General features: G+C 49.3%; 20 protein-coding genes and 1 pseudogene. 15 read left to right on the forward strand and 6 right to left on the reverse strand.

Features of this window, described 5'->3' with window-relative positions; translation table 11 throughout:
• Positions 1 to 30: 30 nt before the first annotated feature.
• The 3 genes from AAKU64_RS14455 to AAKU64_RS14465 all read right to left on the reverse strand — a co-directional run bounded on the left by AAKU64_RS14455 (position 31) and on the right by AAKU64_RS14465 (position 6,766).
• On the reverse strand, positions 31 to 1,578 hold the full coding sequence (locus AAKU64_RS14455; protein ID WP_354330046.1) for a DUF3999 domain-containing protein: 1,548 nt from the start codon (positions 1,576 to 1,578) through the stop codon (positions 31 to 33).
• A complete protein-coding gene (locus tag AAKU64_RS14460; RefSeq protein WP_354362333.1) occupies positions 1,575 to 5,474 on the reverse strand; it encodes a DUF2339 domain-containing protein in 3,900 nt (1,299 codons plus the stop codon). Before AAKU64_RS14460 ends, AAKU64_RS14455 begins: the two co-directional genes overlap by 4 nt.
• Before the next feature lie 248 nt (positions 5,475 to 5,722).
• A complete protein-coding gene (locus AAKU64_RS14465; protein ID WP_354330043.1) occupies positions 5,723 to 6,766 on the reverse strand; it encodes a DUF3667 domain-containing protein in 1,044 nt (347 codons plus the stop codon).
• A 188-nt stretch (positions 6,767 to 6,954) separates the two neighbouring features.
• On the opposite strand from AAKU64_RS14465, the gene AAKU64_RS14470 reads away from it, so the two are divergent.
• The 9 genes from AAKU64_RS14470 (at position 6,955) to AAKU64_RS14510 (ending at position 15,150) form a co-directional block, all read left to right on the forward strand.
• Complete coding sequence (locus AAKU64_RS14470) at positions 6,955 to 8,094, forward strand: MlaE family ABC transporter permease (protein WP_354330041.1); 1,140 nt, start codon at positions 6,955 to 6,957, stop codon at positions 8,092 to 8,094.
• Positions 8,094 to 9,005 (forward strand): ABC transporter ATP-binding protein, encoded by a 912-nt coding sequence (locus tag AAKU64_RS14475; protein WP_354330039.1) that lies wholly within the window; start codon positions 8,094 to 8,096, stop codon positions 9,003 to 9,005. The genes AAKU64_RS14470 and AAKU64_RS14475 overlap by 1 nt, the downstream gene beginning before the upstream one ends.
• Complete coding sequence (locus AAKU64_RS14480; RefSeq protein WP_354362334.1) at positions 9,005 to 9,952, forward strand: MlaD family protein; 948 nt, start codon at positions 9,005 to 9,007, stop codon at positions 9,950 to 9,952. The genes AAKU64_RS14475 and AAKU64_RS14480 overlap by 1 nt, the downstream gene beginning before the upstream one ends.
• Before the next feature lie 26 nt (positions 9,953 to 9,978).
• Complete coding sequence (locus AAKU64_RS14485) at positions 9,979 to 10,617, forward strand: ABC-type transport auxiliary lipoprotein family protein (protein WP_354362335.1); 639 nt, start codon at positions 9,979 to 9,981, stop codon at positions 10,615 to 10,617.
• 209 nt (positions 10,618 to 10,826) lie between these two features.
• Entirely contained in the window at positions 10,827 to 12,017 is a 1,191-nt protein-coding gene (locus AAKU64_RS14490) for a VanZ family protein (protein WP_354362336.1), read from the forward strand.
• A gap of 139 nt (positions 12,018 to 12,156) precedes the next feature.
• On the forward strand, positions 12,157 to 12,501 hold the full coding sequence (locus AAKU64_RS14495; protein ID WP_354330032.1) for a (2Fe-2S) ferredoxin domain-containing protein: 345 nt from the start codon (positions 12,157 to 12,159) through the stop codon (positions 12,499 to 12,501).
• An 18-nt stretch (positions 12,502 to 12,519) separates the two neighbouring features.
• Entirely contained in the window at positions 12,520 to 13,170 is a 651-nt protein-coding gene (locus AAKU64_RS14500) for an alpha/beta hydrolase (RefSeq protein ID WP_354330030.1), read from the forward strand.
• An 81-nt stretch (positions 13,171 to 13,251) separates the two neighbouring features.
• On the forward strand, positions 13,252 to 14,442 hold the full coding sequence (locus AAKU64_RS14505) for a D-alanyl-D-alanine carboxypeptidase family protein (protein WP_354330028.1): 1,191 nt from the start codon (positions 13,252 to 13,254) through the stop codon (positions 14,440 to 14,442).
• Positions 14,443 to 14,598: 156 nt separating this feature from the next.
• Positions 14,599 to 15,150, forward strand: a complete 552-nt coding sequence (locus tag AAKU64_RS14510; RefSeq protein ID WP_354330026.1) for a GNAT family N-acetyltransferase — start codon at positions 14,599 to 14,601, stop codon at positions 15,148 to 15,150.
• 79 nt (positions 15,151 to 15,229) lie between these two features.
• On the opposite strand, the gene AAKU64_RS14515 is transcribed toward AAKU64_RS14510, so the two are convergent.
• Entirely contained in the window at positions 15,230 to 16,075 is an 846-nt protein-coding gene (locus AAKU64_RS14515) for a sterol desaturase family protein (RefSeq protein WP_354330024.1), read from the reverse strand.
• Positions 16,076 to 16,361: 286 nt separating this feature from the next.
• Between AAKU64_RS14515 and AAKU64_RS14520 the strand changes: the two genes are divergently transcribed.
• Together AAKU64_RS14520 and AAKU64_RS14525 are read left to right on the forward strand one after the other, a co-directional pair.
• Entirely contained in the window at positions 16,362 to 17,207 is an 846-nt protein-coding gene (locus tag AAKU64_RS14520) for a D-amino acid aminotransferase (protein WP_354362337.1), read from the forward strand.
• A gap of 21 nt (positions 17,208 to 17,228) precedes the next feature.
• Entirely contained in the window at positions 17,229 to 17,519 is a 291-nt protein-coding gene (locus AAKU64_RS14525; RefSeq protein ID WP_354330020.1) for a DUF493 family protein, read from the forward strand.
• A 202-nt stretch (positions 17,520 to 17,721) separates the two neighbouring features.
• On the opposite strand, the gene AAKU64_RS14530 is transcribed toward AAKU64_RS14525, so the two are convergent.
• Both AAKU64_RS14530 and gcvA read right to left on the reverse strand, forming a co-directional pair.
• Positions 17,722 to 18,348, reverse strand: coding sequence for a chalcone isomerase family protein (locus AAKU64_RS14530; protein WP_354330018.1), 627 nt, complete (start codon positions 18,346 to 18,348; stop codon positions 17,722 to 17,724).
• 220 nt (positions 18,349 to 18,568) lie between these two features.
• Positions 18,569 to 19,456, reverse strand: a complete 888-nt coding sequence (gcvA, locus tag AAKU64_RS14535) for a transcriptional regulator GcvA (RefSeq protein WP_354330016.1) — start codon at positions 19,454 to 19,456, stop codon at positions 18,569 to 18,571.
• 186 nt (positions 19,457 to 19,642) lie between these two features.
• Between gcvA and AAKU64_RS14540 the strand changes: the two genes are divergently transcribed.
• From AAKU64_RS14540 to AAKU64_RS14555, 4 genes and pseudogenes are all read left to right on the forward strand, one after another.
• Positions 19,643 to 19,987 carry a DUF2917 domain-containing protein gene (locus AAKU64_RS14540; protein WP_354330014.1) on the forward strand — a complete coding sequence of 115 codons (345 nt, stop codon included), beginning with the start codon at positions 19,643 to 19,645 and terminating at the stop codon, positions 19,985 to 19,987.
• Between the two features lie 389 nt (positions 19,988 to 20,376).
• Positions 20,377 to 21,048, forward strand: a complete 672-nt coding sequence (lipB, locus tag AAKU64_RS14545; RefSeq protein ID WP_354330102.1) for a lipoyl(octanoyl) transferase LipB — start codon at positions 20,377 to 20,379, stop codon at positions 21,046 to 21,048.
• A 20-nt stretch (positions 21,049 to 21,068) separates the two neighbouring features.
• On the forward strand, positions 21,069 to 22,043 hold the full coding sequence (gene lipA / locus AAKU64_RS14550; protein WP_354330012.1) for a lipoyl synthase: 975 nt from the start codon (positions 21,069 to 21,071) through the stop codon (positions 22,041 to 22,043).
• 455 nt (positions 22,044 to 22,498) lie between these two features.
• Positions 22,499 to 22,806: pseudogene (locus AAKU64_RS14555) on the forward strand (type VI secretion system tip protein VgrG); the annotation flags it as partial.

Here is a 22,806-nt window from a genome sequence, read left to right on the forward strand (position 1 = left end):
ACCAAAACTCGTCAGATAAGAAAGCGGCGATTAATTCCCGCTTTCTTTAGACATCGTCCGAAATAAAGACCACGCCATTCCGCCGAGTAGGAGTAAACCTGCTGCCAGCGCTGCCCATAACCAGATTTTGTTGGACGCACTTTTGTTCTCTTTTGTCGCTGATGGCTGCGGATTTGCTGCTGCGGATTCGACCGGTGTTGTAGCAGCTGAGATATTCACGCTTGCCGCATCCATTTTAAATACCTGATCTTTACGGTAAGCAGGTAGTAATGTCGCTAGCGGCAGCGCGCTGCTGTCTTTTTGATCCACGCCCCATTGCAGGCTAAACGGTGGATTTCCTCGCGCTAAAAAGGCCAGATTACGTGGAATACTGGCAATTTCTATTGTCGGCGGCGTCGCCCCAAGCAAACTAATCGCACCTGCTGTTTGTAAGCGCAAACGGGTATAAATATCACCGTTCATGGGCAGATTTTCTGACTCGACCTCATACTCACCTTGCTTTAAGCGATACAAGACACTCTGAGTTAATCCAATGAAATTATCTACCGGCGCGGCATCTGCCTGGCGCTTATGGCGCAAAGCATGCAAGACGTATAAAACGTACAGCGGCGAGTGATATAGGCGATGCTCTCCATAGCTTGTACCATCCGGATTACCCGATGTATTCGCTGGTAACTCACCCAAAATCTGCACATCTGCCAGTGTATTAATCTCTGCAAGCCGAATCCGCAGGCTATCGATCGGCGTATTCTTGGGTAACAGGTAATCGCAATAATGAATCTCGCACCTTATCGCCGAAATACGGCTAGACCATTGCAAGGGCGACAGCGTTTCTAGCTGCTTCACACTATCCAGCGTGAACGAGAGTATCGCCGCACTGCGGGCTGAATCAAGCCAACGCAAACGTAAAAACCGGGCATGGACGCCATATAAATCCAGGGTTAGTCGTTCTATCGTCGCGCCCTGTTGTTTGAGTATCGCCAGTTGCTGCTCACCACCTATGCTGCGCCATTGATGCAAATCATCGCTCGCTTCCAGCGTCAAGGGAAACAAACCTTCCGCATTGTCTGCCAAGCTCACACGCGCTTGCAAAAATTGTCCTTGAACCTGGCTGGCGTCGATAATCCAATCGCCGGCCGATGCTGGCGTTTGCGCAGCAAGCTTGCCCGTACTGATGGAAATCAAAGAGCCATCCGGTTTCTGTGTAAAGCTGAGTTGCACATCATTACGCGAAGCAGATTGATCAGCGACGGCCGTTTTCAAAGGAAACACAGGGAGTTTGTTTGATATGAATTCGGGCGCAGTTGCATCTTGCTGCGCTTGCTGAAGCCATGCATACGGCACTGCGGCGCCGCTGGCATTGAGGATGCGAACATCGCGCAAATCGGCGTGAGCGGCAGAAGGATAAATCGTCGTTGGCAAACTCAATTGATAAAACGGTCCGTCACCACTGAGGGTGATGGTAGCTTGCTGAACGGGCTTTGACTTAGTCACATCGGCAGCAGCGATATTGGCGGTCTGTGTAGCAAAAGAAACCGCCATGCACCCAAGCAAGCTGAAGAGATTGCGCGACGTCATACGGTAGCTCCAGATTCGGGCTTTGAAACGGGCTCTGCATCCGGCTTCAGATCAGATTTCTCCGCATGCGACGACTCTTTTTTTACTGGAACAGGCGCAAAGTATCCGACGACCAACAACAGCACGCCCACTCCGATAAACGAGACGATGCGATACAAACCTCCGCGATCGGCTAATTCAACAATAAACAATTTCAGCACCACAACCACCAGCAAGCCTGCACCCGCCATCCACACAGAGCGTGAACCACGGCGGTTGCCAAACAACATCGCTGCGACACCGGCAATTGCCCAGGTAATTGACACCGCAGCTTGCGCCAGCCATGAGGCAAATAAGCTGTCAAACTGCCACTCCACACTCGCCCAATGATGGACGGTGCGCAGTACCAAGCCGGTAATCAATGCCAGTGCTAACGCTGCAACCAGTTTGCTGATGGTAGATTTTAATTGTTCATCATAGGCTTTGACTGGCAACGCTCTCCACCAGGTAACAAGTGCCGCTAAGACCAGCCATTGTCCCAACTCCAGAGGATTGATCAGGGGAATGTAAGGCAGAGGTGCAGCACTGCCAGCGCTAAGAACATTACTGATACAGCACCATAAAAACAGATAGGCGGCAACCGGTGTGCCCGCGATCTCCACATAGGCCTGACGGAATTCGGTCAGCGGCCAGCGAAGCAATACAAACTGTGATCGCACCAGCCACAAACTGATTGCAGGTACCAAAATCCAGCCCAGCATAGGCCATGCCGACCAAGGCTGAGAAATACTACTCATCTGCCATTGCACTTCACGTGCTCCCAGCAAAACAAAGAACCAGAAACCGCATACATGAAACAGTTTGCGGAAAAAATGTTCACTCCAGCGCGCTTGCACGAATAACAAACGTAGATGCCACGCCAAGGCAATTGGCCACAGCAACCAGCCCAAGGCTTGCGAGGGTATAAATACGCCGGTGCCGTAAGCAGCTCTAAATAACTCGATCAAGCCAATCAGCATCAAAGCAGGTAAGGTGAAAAAGGTCGCCTGTCCCATTTGTGACCAGTTGCGCCAACGCGCCAGTACAGACATGACGATAGACAGCATCAGCACAATCGCAATTCTGCTGGTGGGGATAAAACTAAACAAATCGGGATTTAAAAGACGATACGCTGCCTCATCAAACAGAGCGCGCAACAACCATAACAAGCCCCAGACCACTGGCGCCCAAAGTAAAACATCCAAAGAGAGCCATGACTTAGCCGACATGCTGGCATCGTTATCAATTGATTGTTTAGCCGCCATTTGTAAACGATCACCGCTAAACCATGCCGCCAGACCAAATACCAGAGGCGTCCAGAAATTGAATGAATTGTTCATCAAAGATCCGGAGTCGGCCAAAGCGTCCAACTGGGCTAACGCTGGCGCATCGGTTTGGTACAGTAAAAATAAAGGCACGGAGAACACTTGCAATAACAGGGAAAATGCGGCCAATGCACTATGTGACATTCTCAATGCTACCCACAAAGCAAGACAAGCTGTGATCGGCCATATCAACGCGGCTTGCTGAAAATTAATCGCAAACAACATCGCCAGATGCAGCAAACCCACACCTGCAACCACCGCGACTGAATTGGCCAAGGACCAGTTTGGCGCCTGATTATTTTGTTTGGCTTCACGCAAGATTGCGGCCATGCGCCATCCTGCTGTGAATAAAATACATGCGGCGATCACCAGCGCAGTGAGTAAGCCTTGCGTACCGCTTTCTAAGGCACCGTTTGCTGGAACAAGGCTACTGGCAGAGCGATGCAAACCTGCGATAAAACTGACCACAGCGACTACTTGCAAAGTGCCTACGATAGGCAGCAAAGGCTTTAAGCGCCAGCGGTTAGCAACTCCAAATGTCACGACCGACAATACCGCCGTGGCTGCGGCGGCGACAGAAGGAACAAACCATTGCCACGGCAACACAGTCAATGCTGCCATACCCAGCCAAGGTAGCAGAGAACCTGGAATTGCTTCCCAATGGTCTGTCGTGTTTAACGCTGCACGACGATGTTGCAACCACATTGCGAATGCGCTGGCTGCTAGCAAGATCGGGCCAATGCTGGAACCATGCAAGAAGTGACCAACAGCGGTCGCATCTATCGTGATGGTGTTGAGTAATTTATAGGATGCCCCCAGCAATACCAGATACGAAAACCCGCGTGCATACGGGCGACGTTGCCTCACACCCAGCCAGTGCATACCAGCGCCCTCCACCGCCCAAGCCGCGCCAGTCCAGACACCTTCCAATCCCAGCGGAATGGCGAGCGTACCAAAGATAACACCAACAATCGCATATGCCTCAGCCAATAACGCCAGCCCAGTTTTCTCTTTAGAAAAAACTATACGTGCCAGCAATAAATAAAACCCGCTGAGCGCCAATGCCGAAAAGGCGGCTCCGAATTCCCAAGGCTTCATCAGAAGATATTGCAAGCTAAACGCAGTAAGCGGTGTGCCAAACACAAGGGCACTGTCGACTCGGCCAACTTGCACCAAGGCTGCGCCAGCTTGTTTAGCCAAACTGTCAGCCTCAGCTAACTTCGAGCCCAACTTCGCGTCTATCAGAGTGCGGCGCGCAAATAGCAATCCGACCGCCGTAAACAATAAAAAGAATACGATCAAAAATGCCTGCACTGTCGGGTATTGCGCATCGCTGTAATACTGATTGGCCCAGCCCGAGGCGAGGGTGAATGTGCCGACAAAACCGATCACATTCAACACACGCCAGGCATTAAACCAAGCAATCAATACAATCCCAACATCCAGAATCGTCAGGTAAGTGAACAGACCGACCATATGATTACCACCGGTCGACGTCAAGACCGGCGTCGCAAAACCCTCCAGCGCGGCGATGATCGCAAGTGCTGGCGCCTTCTGCAAAATCGCCAGTGCAGCGCCCAGCAAAGACACCGCTAACATAAATCCAAACCCTGCTTCGGCCGGAATTAATCCATGAAATTTAATCGCTGCTAGCGTCGTCAGATAAAACACGCCAACGCCCATGCCCTGCAAAATCAAGCCGTAATCTCGGCGCTTATGTCGCAAGAACCATCCCAGTCCCAATAAGAACATGCCAACCAATGCGACACCGGCGTAGCGCAACTCAATCGGCACCGTAACGCGCTCGGCGGTGTAACGTAATAAGAAGGCTAGCCCAAGGAATAAAATCAGTACGCCAGTTTTCACCAGCGCGTTGCCGCCATAGATCAAGTTACGGACAGGTTCCGGCAAACGATCGCGGAACGGAATCTGCGGCACCGGTGGTCGTCGTGGTGCGATCGTCGGGCGTGCTGTCGCCGCTGGTGTAGTTGCCGATGTCGATGCAGTTACTGAAATTTGCGCGTTGTTTGTATTGGCTTTGATCACGGCGGCTTGTGTTGGCTTCGCTGCTAGCTCCGTTACTGCCGGGTCTGCTGGAGCGGCAACGGATTCTGGCTTCAGAATTGCCGCCATCTCATTGATCGCCTCGGCCAGCGAACTTGTCTGAATTGTTTTAGATATAGGAGCAGAAGGAACCATAGGCACGGCAGCCACAGGACCAATCACAGGCTCTGCAATCACATCAAGCGCTGGCACCTGATCGGTTTCAACTTCGCTGATATGGGATTGTTTGCTGACGGCGCTTGATGCAGCCAGTTGCCGCTCTACCGTCTGCAAACGCCGCTCCAACGCGGCGACCTGTCCCCTGAGTTCGACCAGTTCTGCATTCTGGCTTTTGCCGTCATCAGATTTTTTATTCCGACTGTTCTGACTGAGCACTTGCTTTAAAACATGCGCCGCAAAACCACCAACGATGACATATAACACCGCAGCGTTGGTTGATGAGGTCGCTATACCAAGGATCAAACCAATAATGGCGCCCAATATCCACATACTGCATCCTTTAGATCAATACCCCCGAAACGAGGGAAATAGTCGGGCGATAGTAAACCAGGAATGATGTTATTTCTACAAAATTAAAACAATCGCAAGAAATGGCTCTTCTTTTGCCAGATATTTAAAACGCGTGAGACTACTCAAAGTTATTAAAATTGGGGGAGTATTGCCATCTATAGCCTTGATGTCCATACTTTGTATGGACACTTATAAGAAAAGTTATCATACCCACCCAAGTATAATAATTAAATCAATGTCACAAACAAGACGCACAGCGCGATGCCAACGCAGATCAGATACAGCCCCATTAACATCAGCGCCCGCAGTATCTGCGCCAGCCAGCGACCGTGATAGACCTGCCGTAATGCAATCACAAAATAAACCGGGAACCCAATCGTCAGCAATTCAGACGGCACAAACGGAATCATCAATAGCAAGAACAATAAAAATGTAAATGCGTGCAAATGAAACGCCAATACCAGGTGAACGCCATACACCAGACGCCGGCGGAAATACACCAGCCACAACAAGAACGCAAAAACAGGCATTAGCACGAACACGGCATACGGGGCTTTATGCAAGGCTTCTTTGCCTAATTCTTTTCTGGTTTCTTCGGGATGATGTTCATAGTCCTTAAAGCGTTTTGCCGCACGCTTTATCCATGCAATGGCAATAGGACTGCCTTCTAACTGTGATTTGACTTTGGGTGGTGTTGAGGCATGGGTGTTTTCCACTGTCTCGGATGCCGCAGATTCCTCAGGCGTCTCCTGCAATACGCCATTCTCTCCAACAGATTGCCCAGCCTTACCGCTGTCAGTATCCTTTTTTACATTTGCTTTTGAGGATTCCAGAATATTGCCAATGCTGGCAGCTGTAGCGGCGACATCTTCGTCTGGGTCATCCATCAACTCCTTCATGACCTTCTCTTTGTTAGCCGTCTGTGCTGTCTCAATATCGCCACCACTGACAGGCAGATGTCCGAACAGCCCAAACAGCACAAAAAATATAAAGCTCATCGTCAGATATAGCTGCAAGGGCTTGATATAACGTTGTCGTCTTCCTGCCACGTATTCCGCCGTCAGCCTGCCGGGATGCGCGATCAACATCCATAAGGTGCGGGTTAAGGTGCCTTCCAGCGCGATGTAGTGATGCAGATATTCGTGAATAAATTCCCACAGAGTCGGGGTTTCTATATGCGTTTTTTGACCGCATGCGGGACAAAAATTCTTCGGTGCTGGGTGATCACAATTGGCACAGTAGCCAGTGGAATGATGGTGACTGGAAGTCATGCTGGGGGATGGTCAATAAGTTAAAAAGCAAATGAGATAGCGTCGAAATTGGCGGCTAGATAAAGCGACAAACGTAGAAATAAGTTGCAGTGAAACATGATCAGATTGCAAATGCAAGCTTGGCAAGCTCATGCTGATTTTGGGTCAGGATGATTGCCGCTCAATTCAATCTCCCTTACACTGCGGGTATGCCCCGTGACACACCTCCCTCGCTGACCAGACACTCATCCAACCCGAATACCATCCATCTGGCAGGATCATGGCGGGCGCACACACTAAGCAACCAAGCGCTGATGCAAACCTTGACCAGGCAATTACAAGCGCTGCGCACACCATTGGAGTTGCCGAATAATTTGCGCTGGGATTTGCGCGACATTACCGCACTTGACCATATTGGCGCACAAATTTTGTGGCAAATCTGGGGTAAAAAACGCCCTGCTGATTTGCAATTGCAGACATATCACGAAGGCTTATTTGTCAGACTGGAAGAAGTCAGCCAGTTACCAGTGCCGCACTTGCCAAAAGAACGGTGGGAGCGGGTCAGCCAATTGGGTACATTTGTACTGAGTTTTGTCGAGCATGGAAAAGGTCTGACCATTTTATTGGGGCAGCTCATCCTGGATTTATTCCGCCTGATCCGTCATCCCCTGCAAGGTCCCTGGAAAGAAATTTCTGCCAACCTGTACCGTACTGGTTTTCAGGCATTGGGGATTACGGCGCTAGTTGGTTTTTTGATCGGTATTGTGCTGTCTTATTTGTCGGCGCAACAGTTGCGCGCTTTTGGCGGCGAGTTATATATCGTAAATATTTTGGGGATGAGCATCGTCCGCGAACTAGGACCTTTGCTGGCAGCGATCTTGGTTGCAGGTCGATCAGGGTCAGCGATCACTGCGCAGCTCGGTGTGATGCGGGTGACGGAAGAACTAGACGCCATGCGGGTGATGGGCATACCACACGGTTACAGGTTAATCATGCCGCGGGTGATTGCATTGGCGATTGCGATGCCTTTGCTGGTGATCTGGACCGATGTGATGGCATTAGCCGGTGGCATGCTGGCAGCGCAATCCCGGCTGGGGATGTCACCAACATTTTTTCTGTATAAATTGCCAGAGGCGGTTGCCTTAATTAATTACTGGATTGGTATGCTCAAAGGTGTCACCTTTGGCATATTGATTGCGCTGGTCGCCTGCCATTTTGGCCTGCGCATTAAGCCCAATACCGAAAGTCTGGGTCAAGGCACAACCAGCTCGGTTGTGATCTCGATTACGATTGTGATTATTGCTGACGCGATATTTGCGATCCTGTTTAGTAAGTCAGGATATTACTGATGGCTACTACCTCGATTGCTTCGATTGCCTCGGTTGCCTCGGTTACACCCACTGCCTCCAATTCCATCATCGATGTCCAGCATCTGCGTACCCAGTTTGGTCACGCGGTTGTGCATGACAATTTAAATTTACAAGTGCAGCAAGGCGAAATTTTATCGATCGTTGGCGGTTCGGGCTCGGGCAAAACGGTCTTAATGCGCCAGATGCTGGGCTTGGAGACACCGGCGCAAGGCAATATTCGCGTGTTTGATGAAGACATCCATGCGCCCAGCACCAACAATCTGGATTTTTTACGACGCCGCTCTGGCATGCTGTTTCAGCATGGTGCTTTGTATTCTGCACTCAGCGTGTTTGATAACGTCGCCCAACCGATGCGGGAACTCCGTACCTTATCGGAGAGTCTGATTGCCGACATGGTGTATCTCAAACTACACATGGCGGGGATTGGGTTTGAACATGCGAAAAAAATGCCCGCCGATTTGTCCGGCGGCATGATCAAACGGATTGCGCTGGCACGTGCCTTGGCACTTGATCCCGAATTATTATTTTTGGACGAGCCAACGGCCGGGCTGGACCCTGATCGTTCTGACAGTTTCGTCAAGCTGATCCAATCCCTGCGTCAGCAATTACATTTGACAGTCGTTATGGTGACGCATGATCTGGATACCTTATTCGCCTTGTCCAGCCGGATCGCCGTGTTAGCAGAGAAAAAAGTCGTTACCATCGGCACACCGCAAGAAGTGGTGGCGTTTCAGCACCCGTTTATTCAGACCTTCTTTCTGGGTGGACGTGGTTGCAGAGCGATGGAAGTATTCACGTCACCTGATGTCAAAGATAGCAGTGATCATAGTCATAGTAAGAGCAACAGCGGTAGCGTGGACGATGCGCACGGCAAAGGAGTTAATACCTGATGGAAAACAGATCTCACGCACTGATGGCAGGTTTTTTTACGATTGCCTTATTGGTTCTGGCTGCGGTCTTTGCGCTCTGGCTGGGCAAAGATAAAATCAAGCGCACACCGTATGAAATTGCGACCAAATTGTCGGTCGCCGGATTGAACATGCAAGCCGCGGTGCGCTACAAAGGCATACGAGTGGGGAATGTCAGCAATATCAGCTTTGATCCCACCACACCTGGTCAGATTTTATTGCATATTGAAGTGATGTCAGACACACCGGTGACCAAATCCACCTATGCCACACTGGCTTACCAAGGCGTGACCGGTATTGCGTTTGTGCAGTTGGATGAAGACAATATTCATGCAGATCATGCACCACTACTGGCTTCGACTCAAAACGATGTGATTCCACGGATTCCGCTACGCCCGGGCATGATGCAAAATCTGGAGCAACGTGGCGTCGCCATCCTGAACCAGACCGAAGAACTGACTAAGCGCCTGAACCTGTTGCTCGATCCAAATAATCGCCAATCCATCGCCACCGCAGTAGAAAACATCGGCAAAGCCGCCGCCGCTTGGCAAACCGTGCCGGAAAAACTTGGCCCGGCGCTGGACAAATTGCCCGCACTTGCCGAGCAAACCCAGAGCACTCTGATTGCGATCAAAACCTTGTCGGGCGATGCCAGCAAACTCAGCAATAATATCAACCAGTTCACGGTCAGCATGCAGGCACCAGACGGCCCTTTAGCCAGGCTCAACCAGTCAGTAGAACAAATCAGCGCCGGCATCAGTCAAGAAACCCTGCCCAAAATCAATGCCATCACCAACGATGCCCGCAGCAGTTTGCGCGCGATCAACCGTACCACCGATGCACTCAATGAGCGCCCGCAAAGTCTGTTATTTGGCAATGCAGCGCCAGCACCAGGGCCTGGTGAACCGGGCTTTGTCGCACCGAAGTAATCGCGTATAAAAAATAAGGATTGTTCATGAATCACAAGCAGATTTATCCATCACTTTCTGGTGTCATACGGACGTATAGCTTGATGTTAATTGCACTGGCAATAGTTTTAACAGGCTGCTCAAGCGCTCCGGCACAGAAGCAAAGTTATGACTTTGGGCCTTTATCTGCGTCGGCGTCTGCATCGACTGCGATTACTCCCACATTGGCTATCAGTCTGGCAGATATCAATGCCCCCGCCTCGCTAGACAGCACAGCGATGCTATACCGGCTGCAATACGATAATGCGCAGCAAGCGCGCCCGTACGCGCAACATCGCTGGAGCATGCCTCCAGCGCAATTGCTGACACAGCGATTAAAAACCAGAATCGCCGCGGCTGGCGGTACCGTGATCGCCAGCCGGGATGCAGTAAGCAGTTTGCCAGTCTTGCAAATGGATCTAGATGAGTTTTCACAATTGTTTTCCTCCGCTAGCAGTAGCATTGCGCAAATCCAAATCCTCGCTACCGTCTTCAAAGGACGTAATCTACTGGCGCAGCGAAGTTTTCAGCAGCAGGTCGTAACGCCAACTGCGGATGCGCCGGGCGGTGCAAAAGCCATGGTCACTGCCAGCGATGCCTTGATCAGCGACGTGATTACATGGATGCAGACATTAAGGTTGAACTAGAGAGAATTTGTTTTGTTCACATTGCTAGAAATGGAAATAAAATCGAAGTCGCTTTTGCTCCATCTCCCGCAAGCGGGAGATGGGAATAAAGTCAGGAACAAAACGTAAAATAATATAGTGCTCTTAATATACTGGTAGTAGGTATATATTGAGTGTCCATACGATACCTGGACAATCCGGTATATTTATAAAAAATAATGGGGAGTATATTGATTCAACCCTCATTCTCGATCATCGCAATGCAGAATACGTCGTCAAAAAATATCGAGCCGCAGATTGAAACGCCACTTGAAATCCAGCGCCAGGCCTCGCCATTTGCGCGGGTCGCTTTGCTTGCGTATGCCTTCCTGATTGTTTATGCCAGTCTGTACCCTTTCTCCGGCTGGCAAAACGATAATCTGGCAGCACTGACCGATGTGATAAAACAGTGGCCACGCTATTGGACTGGCTTTGATGCGGTTACCAACGTGATCGGCTACATGCCACTAGGTATGCTGATTGTATTTGCGCTATATCCGGTGTGCAGGCGGCGCTGGTCCGTGTTGATTGCCTCGTTTTCTGGCGCGGTACTCTCGGCTAGCATGGAAACGACGCAGTATTTTTTGCCCAGCCGCGTGACCTCCTTACTGGATTTTTTGACTAACTCTGGCGGCGCTATTCTGGGGTCCATACTCGGTGCGCTGCTGATCCCCTTGCTGCTAGAAAAAGGACGTTTGCGATTACTCCGCAAGCAATGGCTGTATGGGGAAGCCAGCCGGGAAGTCCTAGTGCTCGGCTTGTGGCCAATGGCACAAATTTACCCGCAAGCCTACTTGTTTGGTCTGGGTCAAATCCTGCCGATTTTATCGTTTTGGCTGAGTGATTTTTTAGATATGCCAATTGACTTGGGCGGCATGCTACTCAACGGGATAGAACTCAGTCCAGAGAAATTCCTGCTGGCAGAAACCATTATCACGGCCTGCGGTTGTACCAGTGCGGTACTGATTTGCCTGTTTATTCTGAATCGCCATGCGCCCAAGGTCCGCTTATCAGGCTTACTTTTACTAGCGGCTATTGGCATCAAATCACTAGCAAGCGCCCTACTGTTTAAACCGGAATATGCTTTCGCCTGGCTTACTCCCGGCGCACAAGGCGGCCTATTGATCGCGCTGATTATGTTGTACGGATTTTCGTTCGCACCGCACCAGGTGCAGCGACGGCTAGCGATTTTGATGCTGGTGATTAGCTTAACGGTAATTAACCTGATCCCCAGCAATCCTTACTTTACGGTCACGCTGCAAACCTGGGTGCAAGGCAAGTTTCTTAACTTTAACGGCGCTGCGCAATTTTTATGTCTGCTCTGGCCATTCATCAGCTTGTGGATATTGCTGAGCAGAAAAACATCCATCAAGAGTAAATAACTATCATCAATAAAAAACGTAACGAAGTGTTCCGATCTGCTTACGTTGAGCTTGATCCTAGTTTGAGCGTGTATCATAGTCGCCTATGCATTCGTCTACATCAAATGCGCTCACTCACCTCAGAACACGATAAATGATCATGGCTGATACTCTTAATAATTCCAAAACTCCCGACGCACCGTATTTTGAAAAGCATGTTTTTTTCTGCATGAACCAACGTGAAGATGGCCGCCCTTGCTGCGCTGATCGTGGCGCGCAGGCTGCTCAAGAACATACCAAGAAACGGATTAAGCAACTCAACCTCAGCGGTCACGGCAAAATTCGCATCAACAAGGCGGGATGTCTGGATCGCTGCGAAGAAGGTCCAGTGATGGTGATTTATCCGCAAGGTACTTGGTACACCTTCGTCGACCAATCCGACATCGATGAAATTATCGAAGTGGATCTGGTCGGTGGCGGTACGGTAGAGCGCCTCAAGATTTAAGTTTGAAGATTTAACAATATGAATGCCCAAACAGAATATTTTTTCTCGCAAGGTGCGGTTGGTCAGCTGGAATGTGCACTGGATTTACCTGATGCAGAACATTTTCCAGCACCACGCGGGCTTGCCTTAGTTGCTCATCCGCACCCCTTGTTTGGAGGGACGATGGATAATAAAATCGCCCAAACACTGGCACGTGCTTTTGTTACCTTGGGTTATGTCGCAGTCAGGATGAACTTTCGCGGCGTCGGCAAGTCAGAAGGTGTGCATGACAACGGCGTCGGGGAAACTGATGACATGGCTTTACTTCTGGCGCAGATGCGGACGCGTTATCCTGATCTGCCGCTGGCCTTAGGCGGATTTTCTTTTGGTACCTTTGTGCAGGCACAATTGCAACAGAAGCTGATTGCGCAAGGCACGCCAGCAGAGAGACTGGCATTGATCGGTACCGCGGCAGGCAAATGGCCGATGCCGGATGTACCAGCCAATACGATTTTGATCCATGGCGAACTCGACGATACGATCCCGCTGCAAGCCGTTTTTGATTGGGCACGACCACAAGATATTCCCGTCATTGTGATCCCGGGAGCAGATCATTTCTTCCATCGCAAACTACAACATATAAAAAATTATGTCGTCAATTTGTGGGATGAGTCTGCCAATGCAGGCTAACCCACGCTAGACCAAACTTGTCCGCTAGACGATGAACGTCCTTACTGTTTTACTTTTCAATGCTACTTTTTTACTGATTCAATGAAAAAATTTCTCGCTAGATTCCTCTCCGTCAGCTCCTCCGCTGTCCTCGTACTTGCCAGCGCATTGTCAAGCCTGACTGTCAGTTGCATTGCCAATGCCCAAAGTCTGCCAGCGCCCACGATTGCCGCTAAATCCTGGATTTTAGTCGACACCACCAGCAATCAAGTCATCGCATCACAAGATGCGACGCTGCGTATTGAACCTGCATCGCTGACCAAAATCATGACCGCGTATCTGGTGTTTTCTGCGCTCAAAGATAAAAAGCTCGATCTGAATCAGTCTGTTAACGTATCGACTCACGCATGGAAGGTCGATGCCAGCAGCTCCAAAATGTTTATCGAGCCAAACAAGCCTGTCACCATCAATGAATTGCTGTACGGTCTCATCGTTCAGTCGGGTAATGATGCCGCTGTCGCGCTGGCGGAGACGGTAGCGGGCAGTGAAGAAGCTTTCGTCGTCCAGATGAATAAAGAAGCTGAGCGTATGGGCCTTAAGTCCAGCCACTTCGCTAATCCACATGGTTTGCCTAGCCCTGAGAATTATTCTACGGCACAAGATTTGTCGACTTTGGCTGCGCGCCTGATCAATGATCACCCACAGTTTTATAAAACCTATTACTCGACCAAAAGCTTCACGTATAACAAAATCACCCAACCAAACCGCAACCGCTTATTGTGGCTAGACCCAACCGTTGATGGTATGAAAACGGGCCACACCGAAGCAGCAGGTTTTTGCCTGATTGCCTCCGCGATTCGCCCTAATGGTAGCGGTCAGCGTCGCCTGATTTCTGTCGTCACAGGCACTGCCAGCGATCAGGTCAGAGCGCAAGAAAGTTTAAAACTGCTGAACTGGGGTTTCCTCAATTTTGATACCGTCAAGCTGTATGAAAAAGGTCAGGCCATCGCCACACCAGAAGTCTGGAAAGGTACACAAGCCCAAGTCAAAATCGGCTTCACGCGTGATCTGTACGTGACTTTGCCAAAAGGTGCTGCCGCCAAACTGAAACCTGCTCTGGAACGCAAAGATCCGCTGGTCGCTCCTATCCCATTGAATAGTCAGGTTGGCACAGTCAAGATGATGTTGGACGGCAAACCGGTCGCAGAATTTCCAGTACTGGCGTTGGAGCAAGTCGATCAGGCAAGTATCTTTGGTCGCGCCTGGGATTCTTTACGCTTGCTATTTAAGTAAGCGATAGCTTTCAGATGCGCTGATGGATTGATTCATCAACGCATCCTCAAAAAGGACAAGGCTCATGCAGTTCTTGTCCTTTTTTCTTATTATTGATCGAGATTAAAATAGAGTTTTTCTGATTTGACCTTCACAAAAATCAAGACTTTAAAACCAATGAGCCGCACCTCCTTTACAGTCCGCGCCGCAGAACCTGCAGATGCCATCCGTCTGAAAGCGCTCGGCATTCACGTCTGGTTGCACACGTATGCAAAAAATGGCATTTCTGATCCTATTGCCCGCTATATATTGGAAGAATTTACTGTCACAAAAATGCGCGCGCTGATCGCAGACAACAAGCAGCGCGTCTTGGTCGCTGAAAATAACGACAATTTACTCGGCTATGCGACGCTTAACATGGATCACCTCATGGATCAACCCATGGCTGACCTAAGCGACAAACCAGCAGATCAGCGACGCGCTAAATTAGAGACCTTGTATGTGCAGGAGCACTTCACAGCTAAAGGCATAGGACGGGCGCTGCTGCAAAGCGCCTTACAAGAAATCGAAGGGAAATTCGATACGCTATGGCTAATGGCAAACGCGCAAAACCAGCGCGCAATTGATTTTTATCTTGCCATGGGTTTTGTTGAAGAAGGCATTACTTATTTTGATCTGGAAGGAAGCCAGCACAAGAATTTGGTGCTGGCATACACTGCAAAAACCTAAAGAGATTTCTTGTTTCTTTGCATTCTCTATCTGGAATTGCTGTTGACGAAGTACTCAGCGATTCCAGAGAAAAATACATTTATTCAACAATCACTCGCTCTTTACCCAACGCAGAATGTGATCGTTTAGATTTAAACACTGGGAAAAACACTTCAATATGCCAAGCCTCTTTCCCATATTGAACATCGTCCATCAGGCCAACTTGTTGGGGATATTGGCGCGTAATTAAGGCGCTTTTAAACATGATGTCCCAGATGAATAAGAAATTACCAAAATTGCCTTTGTAATGACCTATACCGTCATCCATCGTAATCGCATGATGCGCATAGTGCGTGGCAGGTGTAGAGATGGTGCGCTCTAGCAGCCACATTAATGGTCTTGTCAGACGGAAACGATACAGAGGCTCATCCCAGCGTACTGCGCTGTGAGCACCGATAATGACCAAGAGTTTGAGGACGACATAGACCACATACACCTTGGCAAATCCAAGAAAAATCAATGCAGAGGAAATCCAAATTCCCGGCATCATCGCGTAATATAAAAAATTATTTCGATACACAATACGAACGCTCATATAGCTGGCGGAATGATGCACGCGATGCAGTGGCCACAGCAAAGGCGTGTGCGAAATCCGATGCCACCAGTATTGCGTCATATCATCAGCAACTAGCAGAATCAAAAACATCCCCCACCACGGCAAGAACGAAAGGCTATTTTTGTACTCAGGAAAATAATGCTGCCCTATCCACAGAATGCCAAACAAGATGCCGGGCTGTATCAACACCAGTAGCAAGACAGGCACTAAAATCTCAGTCTTCCAATCATCTTTGGCAACGTTGAGTTTTTTAAATCGACCGGTGAGGATCTCTAACACCAAGAAGATAACGAAAGCGAGTGTAATCAATAAGGGCTGTAGCAAATCCATTTTGTCTCCTGAGGATAAACCAGTTATTTTTATTTATTCAAAATAGTAACCGTAAATATAAGCTCGTTGTTCATGACTTCATTTGCTTTAAACTTTATATAAACTACTGGCCAGACTGATAAAAACATCATAACAACCTGTAGAAATCGTTCGGCATAACCTAACTTGGTTTCGTTAAACAGAACATGCAATAGCTTTTTATCACCCATAGATATGCTAACTTTGCATCGATCCTATCAGCAGCTTATGTAAGAATGAGGTTCCATCACTCACCCGGTATCCCATCATGAACGACCCACTTGTTTACCTCAACGGCAGCCTGACTCCGCTCTCTGAAGCCAAGATCCCTGTGCTGGATCGCGGCTTTATTTTTGGTGATGGTATTTATGAAGTGATCCCGGTGTACGGTCGTAAAATGTTCCGCGCTGATCAGCATCTGGCGCGCTTGTTCCGCAGCCTGGCAGCGATCGGTATTCCAAATCCGCATGACAAAGCAGGTTGGCTGGCATTGATCGCGCAGGTGATGAATGCGCATCCGGCGGATGATCAGATGGTGTATTTGCAAGTGACGCGTGGCGTGGCCAAGCGCGCACATGCGTTTCCGCAAGAGATGGTGCCGACGATCTTCATCATGACCAACCCGATTGTGTTACCGTCCGACGCGGTGCGAGCCAAAGGTGTGGCTTGTGTCTCGATGGAAGACAAACGCTGGTTACGTTGCGAAATTAAATCCATCTCTTTGCTGGGTAACGTGCTGGCAGCGCAGAATGCAGCAGAACATGGCGTCACCGAGAGCATTCAGTTCCGCGATGGATTTTTGACCGAGGCATCGGCGTCGAATGTCTGGATTGTCAAAGATGGCGTTCTGTCCGGTCCGCCAAAAGATCATCTGATATTGGAGGGCATACGCTACGGACTAATTGAAGAATTGTGTGCCGCTGGCGGCATTCCGCTGCAAGCCCGCAAAATCACGCAAGACGAAGTATTTGCAGCGGACGAGGTGTTGTTGTCCTCCGCGACCAAAGAAGTGCTTGCGGTCATCAAGCTAGACGAGCAGACTATTGGAAACGGCGTGCCCGGCCCCATCTATCAGAAACTATATGCGGCCTATCAGCTTGCCAAAGCCGCTTAACACTTTCTGAATGTTGTGATCATGTCAAACCAAATGCTGCCTCCTGTCGATCCCGCCGCGAGCCTGATCGAATACCCAAGCGACTTCCCCATCAAAATCATGGGGGCGATGCATGATGACTTTGCGCAGACGATGCTGGAGGTGGTGGTGGTACATGATCCTAGCTTCCACGCAGGCAAGATGGATATGCGGCCTTCATCGAAAGGTAATTATCTGGCGATCACGGTAACGGTTGTAGCCACAAGTCGTGAGCAACTGGATAATTTATACCGCGCTTTGTCCGGTCATCCTATGGTGAAAATGGTGTTGTAGGCAAAGCTGTTTTAGACCAAATCTTTACGTCATTGCTGGGTTAATATTATTTCAACCCAGCCTGACGACATCGCTACATCGCCCTCTTAAATAAAACATAACCCCATATACTCACGTAGAGTATTTTTAATTGTCCTTATAAAACTTGGACAATTGGTTGTTTTTATCAAAAATGATGGGGAGTATCGAAAAACTATCCTGATCAGTTGTAGGTTTTATCAGCAGGCGCATACGCTGTCTGCCCCAACAATTCGCGCTTCAGGCTGTCTTGTACTGGCTGGTCGCCTAACCAGATGCGGAAAAATACCCGGGCGAACTGGTCGCCTGGCAACACTGTGCCGAGTTGAGTTTTGTTGACGTAGGCGCTGGAGCCAATCCCAGGCACATAATCAAAGGTGATGGTGTCGCCGTTTCTGACCATGGGAATAGTGCCGAACACCTGACCAAACGACGCCATTTGTATCGTCACATCGGACAAATCCTTGGCTGTATTGTTTTTGCGCATGCCTTTTAGCATGGCGGCAGCCAGCTCATTGACGTCGATATCCCGCAAGATATGCAACACCATTTTGCGGGGACCACTGGCGATAATCTGGGCAGGATTGTCGGTTTTTACCGGCACGTACAAAGCGGCGACATAGGCTTTGGCAAACAAAACTGAACGGGTACCGGCGCCGTTTAAGACCAGTTCTTTATTCGCTAAGGTAACTTGATTAGGAATTTTGACTTGCTGTATTTCTACTGCTTGGCTGGGAGCAGCCAGTGCAAACAAACAAAAGCTGGCGATGGTGGCACACGTGCGGGCAAAGCGAGAAATCGGATTAGTCATTTTGGTTTTTATAAAATTAGATTTAATCCTCTATTTTATCTAAAAATTAAGCAAAAATAACAAAGTTGCAAAGCCATGTCTTGTGCGCTGCAACGCCCAAGCGCACTGAGTTCGGACGGAGTTCGGGCTGAGTTTAGATTAAGTGCAGTGTGCAATATAAATTTGCGCTGATAAGAACAGGCGCAATAAAAAAGCTAAGGGCCAGTCAATAAGCTGGAACCTATTCAGCCGCAATTTCTTCCAATAACCAAGTCCTAAACGCTCTGACTTGCGGCCGCTCCAATGCATTCGCCGGATATACAAGGTAATACGACACGGGGCTGGGCAAGACAATATCAAACAAGCGCACCAGACTGCCGTTACGGATATCGCTTTGTACGATCGCATGCCGCCCCAGAGCAATACCCTGCCCGTCAACAGCAGCACGCGCCAGCATGGACGAGTCCTGAAAGATCAAACCACCGGTCGGTTCTGCATTGGACAAACCCGCGGCGCGGAACCACGGTTCCCAAGGCTCGCGGTCACAGCGCAACAAATGCGCCTGCGCCATTTCGGCTGGCGTGGCAGGTAAATGTCCACCATTAAAATGCGGACTGACGACGGGGTAATACGTGTCGTCCATGATGTGTTCGCTCTTCAGCCCCGGATAATCGCCGTTGCCAAAGCGGATGCCGATATCAATTGATTCTCGTCCAAAGTCGGTCAAATGGTTACTCGACTGCAGACTGACTTCCAAACCAGGATGCTGGTCGATAAACCGCCCTAGTCGCGGCGATAGCCAGCGTGCAGCAAAGGAAGGTAGCGCGGTAATTGCCAGCCGCTTTTGTTGCTGACGACCTTTGAGCACATCCGCTGCCTTAGCAATATCCTCCAGCGCAGACCGGATCGCGGTGGCAAATTGCTCACCGTCATTGGTGATCGTGATGCGTTTGCCACGACGGGTAAACAATTGCACACCTAGTTCTTCTTCCAGCGCCCTGACTTGATGGCTAATGGCACCATGCGTGAGATGGATTTCATCAGCCGCACGCGAAAAATTTTGATGCCGTGCGGCCGCTTCAAAGGCCCGCAAAGCGGCCAAATTGGGCAAATGTCGAAAATCATTCATGGTTAATAAGCTTAGGTAATCAGATGTTTTTCTATGTGAACCATTTTAGCAAGCAAATCCAAAATTACTCGTTTTGTTTCTCTATCTCATGCAACTACAATGCTTTCATCGCAGCGCAACATGAGATTTTTCCTTTATAAATCAATGGCTCGCTGATTATCATGCAGTAAAGCAAGGGGTTCTGAAATGACAAATTATTTAGCAAAACCATCGTACACCATTCCTGCCGGTAAAACCGTCTCTGGCACCTCTGAGCAAGCACGTCTGGTAACCGTGACTTGTGGCCGCGTCTGGTTGACGATTGAAGGTCAGGAGAAAGATTTTTGGCTGACAGCGGGTGAATCTCTGAACATACCGGCCAAGCGCTTAATCGTGATCGAAGCGGATCAGCAGGCTAGTTTGGTTGAAATGACGAATGCTCATGTGACCTCGATCGCTCAAAAAATTGAAAGTGATAGCGAAGACCGCTTGTTGACGACAGCATTCTTTAGCAAACTGTCGCAAAAACTCAAACATCACGTATTTGCGTAATTCGATTTGCGTAATTCGTTTAGTCATCCGCTGATACAAATTGATGAATTTAAACAGACCGAAGGTTTTAGCAATATACCTTCGGTCTAGCTTTAACCCAGATTTTCCATTGGAACAGCGACAAGTGTGCCTTTGGCGAACTGACTGGTTAGACGCGACGACGACGCAAGCTGCATCTTGCTAGGAGGAGCAACAACGCCAGGCAGTTCGCCAAAGGCGCAATTGTTGCTGTAGCGTTTCCACTCAAATCGCGGTGGTGCTATCCCTCTGAACACCGCACGCCGTCTGCGTTTCTGCGAAGTGGCAGCGGTCTAATGGAAAATCTGGGTTTAACTGAGATATGTAAGCCAAGTCCAAGTGCGCCGCACACGATGTTACACTTGCGCCCTATGTCTGCCATCTCCGCCTCCCCTATTTCTTCCCAGCTGCGCATCATTGATCGCGGCATTGAAGACTATCAAACCACCTATGACGCGATGCGCGCTTTTACCGATGCACGCACCGAACTGACGCCCAATGAATTCTGGATTGTTGAGCATCCGCCAGTGTTTACTCTCGGCCTTGGTGCAGATCAATCGCACGTGCTGGCCGCGCATGAGATTCCGGTGATTCAAACTGATCGTGGCGGCGAAGTGACTTACCATGGCCCAGGGCAAGTGGTGATTTATCTGCTAATGGATTTACGTCGTGGTCACCCCAAAGCGCGCCTGTTTGCACGTGAGTTCGTGAATAAAATCGAGCAAGCCGTTATCAACACGCTGGCAGCGTATAATCTTGGTGGTGAACGCAAGCAAGGCGCGCCCGGTATTTACGTCAGCGATGGCGCCTGGCAAGGCGCAAAAATTGCAGCACTTGGCTTAAAAGTCCGCGGCAATGGCTGCACTTATCACGGCGTATCACTCAATGTGACAATGGACCTGACCCCTTTTTCCTGGATTAATCCTTGCGGTTATGCCGGTCTTGCGACGATTGACATGACGACTCTGGGCGTCAGCGTCCCGCTGGCAGATGTGCAACATGCGCTGGCGACTAATTTACAAGACCTTTTGACCGTATCCTGACATAGCAACTGATCAGCACCATGACAACAGAAAACACTCCCGTCTCTACTCTGGCTCCCGCCTACGATCCAACCGAAAAACAAAAAGGCGCGAGTAAAACTGCGCGTATTCCCATCAAGATTATCCCGATGGAACGTTTGCCAAAGCCGGATTGGATACGGGTTAAAGCAGGCTCGCCGACGACACGTTTTTATGAAATTAAAGACATCCTGCGTGCCAACAATCTGGTCACAGTATGTGAAGAAGCCTCTTGCCCTAACATCGGCGAGTGCTTTGGCAAAGGCACAGCGACCTTCATGATCATGGGTGACAAATGCACACGCCGTTGCCCATTTTGCGACGTTGGTCATGGCCGCCCAGATCCGCTGGATGTCAACGAGCCACTGAATCTAGCAAAAACAATTGCTCAGCTCAAACTGAGTTACGTCGTCATTACCTCAGTAGATCGTGACGATCTACGCGACGGCGGTGCAGCCCACTTTGCAGAATGCATTACCAAGATCCGCGAACTCTCACCTAAAACCCGAATAGAAATTCTGACACCGGATTTCCGTGGTCGTATGGATCGTGCACTAGAAATTTTGAACCTGGCACCACCCGATGTCATGAATCACAATCTGGAAACCGCACCGCGCTTATATAAAGAAGCGCGTCCGGGTTCGGATTATGAATACTCATTAAATTTGCTAAAGCGTTTTAAAGAGCAGCATCCAAATACCCCGACCAAATCCGGCATCATGGTTGGCCTGGGTGAAACCGATGAAGAAATTCTGCAAGTCATGCGCGACATGCGTGCCCACAATGTCGATATGCTGACGATAGGCCAGTACTTATCACCAAGCGGCCACCATCTGCCAGTACGTCGTTATGTACACCCGGATGTATTTAAAATGTTTGAAGAAGAAGCCTACAAAATGGGCTTCGCACATGCTGCGGTCGGCGCCATGGTCCGTAGTTCCTACCATGCTGATCAACAGGCGCATGGGATAGGGTAATTTAGTTTTAGCAAAACCAATTGAGGCTTGTCACCGATCAAACCGGAGGTACTCTGGGCAAGTCTCAATTGTTAACGTATCAGATGGAATCATGCTCCATTCACCTAAGCAATCACGCTTATCTCGCAGTAAAAATCAACGCAGACACAAAAGCATTTCGAGAATATGAATAATATTTTGATTTCGCTATTCCAATCCCATCCTATTTGAAGTGCTAGCCGCATTATCGTAAACGGCCGCGATAGCACTTACTTCTTTTTATACTGGCATTTAAATTTTCTTATTTATTAGCAATAAAAATGATGAAAAAAATGTAACTCACAGCTAACCTATCAAGAAAAGATGTTATTTTTTCTTGCAAAAAGGTCAAATTCATGATGAAATGCATAACTTTATAATTGCCAATTAAATAATTATTTAAGGCATTATTATTGCATTCCAGGAGCAGTACCCTCATGTCCCAATTCCCCGCCCTGCAAGCGCAGCTTACGCAGTTTGCCAGTAACGCCGCCAGTGGCTTGCTCAGCCAGTTCTCTGGCGAATTTTCAAGCGACACCCGGCTCTACGACTTCAGTCTGCAGAATGCAGAACAAGTGGTGGACTTCGGATCGGGCGGCTTGCTAGTCGAAGGCTTCGCCGCTCAAGAAGCGCTGCACAGCATTAGCACACGAGACGTCATCCTGTTATCAACCAATCCCAGCATCAAGCTAAGTAGCTTACTCACCCAAACCGCCAGCCTGCACATCAGCCTCAGCGACGGCAC

This window comes from Undibacterium sp. GrIS 1.8 (genome assembly GCF_040544445.1).
Taxonomy (GTDB): Bacteria; Pseudomonadota; Gammaproteobacteria; order Burkholderiales; family Burkholderiaceae_D; genus Undibacterium.

Excerpts from the sequence above, each read along its gene's own strand:
- AAKU64_RS14455 (WP_354330046.1), bottom strand. The coding sequence starts at position 1,578 with ATGACGTCGCGCAATCTCTTCAGCTTGCTTGGGTGCATGGCGGTTTCT.
- AAKU64_RS14460 (WP_354362333.1), bottom strand. The coding sequence starts at position 5,474 with ATGTGGATATTGGGCGCCATTATTGGTTTGATCCTTGGTATAGCGACC.
- AAKU64_RS14465 (WP_354330043.1), bottom strand. The coding sequence starts at position 6,766 with ATGACTTCCAGTCACCATCATTCCACTGGCTACTGTGCCAATTGTGAT.
- AAKU64_RS14470 (WP_354330041.1), top strand. The coding sequence starts at position 6,955 with ATGCCCCGTGACACACCTCCCTCGCTGACCAGACACTCATCCAACCCG.
- AAKU64_RS14475 (WP_354330039.1), top strand. The coding sequence starts at position 8,094 with ATGGCTACTACCTCGATTGCTTCGATTGCCTCGGTTGCCTCGGTTACA.
- AAKU64_RS14480 (WP_354362334.1), top strand. The coding sequence starts at position 9,005 with ATGGAAAACAGATCTCACGCACTGATGGCAGGTTTTTTTACGATTGCC.
- AAKU64_RS14485 (WP_354362335.1), top strand. The coding sequence starts at position 9,979 with ATGAATCACAAGCAGATTTATCCATCACTTTCTGGTGTCATACGGACG.
- AAKU64_RS14495 (WP_354330032.1), top strand. The coding sequence starts at position 12,157 with ATGGCTGATACTCTTAATAATTCCAAAACTCCCGACGCACCGTATTTT.
- AAKU64_RS14500 (WP_354330030.1), top strand. The coding sequence starts at position 12,520 with ATGAATGCCCAAACAGAATATTTTTTCTCGCAAGGTGCGGTTGGTCAG.
- AAKU64_RS14505 (WP_354330028.1), top strand. The coding sequence starts at position 13,252 with ATGAAAAAATTTCTCGCTAGATTCCTCTCCGTCAGCTCCTCCGCTGTC.
- AAKU64_RS14510 (WP_354330026.1), top strand. The coding sequence starts at position 14,599 with ATGAGCCGCACCTCCTTTACAGTCCGCGCCGCAGAACCTGCAGATGCC.
- AAKU64_RS14515 (WP_354330024.1), bottom strand. The coding sequence starts at position 16,075 with ATGGATTTGCTACAGCCCTTATTGATTACACTCGCTTTCGTTATCTTC.
- AAKU64_RS14520 (WP_354362337.1), top strand. The coding sequence starts at position 16,362 with ATGAACGACCCACTTGTTTACCTCAACGGCAGCCTGACTCCGCTCTCT.
- AAKU64_RS14525 (WP_354330020.1), top strand. The coding sequence starts at position 17,229 with ATGTCAAACCAAATGCTGCCTCCTGTCGATCCCGCCGCGAGCCTGATC.
- AAKU64_RS14530 (WP_354330018.1), bottom strand. The coding sequence starts at position 18,348 with ATGACTAATCCGATTTCTCGCTTTGCCCGCACGTGTGCCACCATCGCC.
- gcvA (WP_354330016.1), bottom strand. The coding sequence starts at position 19,456 with ATGAATGATTTTCGACATTTGCCCAATTTGGCCGCTTTGCGGGCCTTT.
- AAKU64_RS14540 (WP_354330014.1), top strand. The coding sequence starts at position 19,643 with ATGACAAATTATTTAGCAAAACCATCGTACACCATTCCTGCCGGTAAA.
- lipB (WP_354330102.1), top strand. The coding sequence starts at position 20,377 with ATGTCTGCCATCTCCGCCTCCCCTATTTCTTCCCAGCTGCGCATCATT.
- lipA (WP_354330012.1), top strand. The coding sequence starts at position 21,069 with ATGACAACAGAAAACACTCCCGTCTCTACTCTGGCTCCCGCCTACGAT.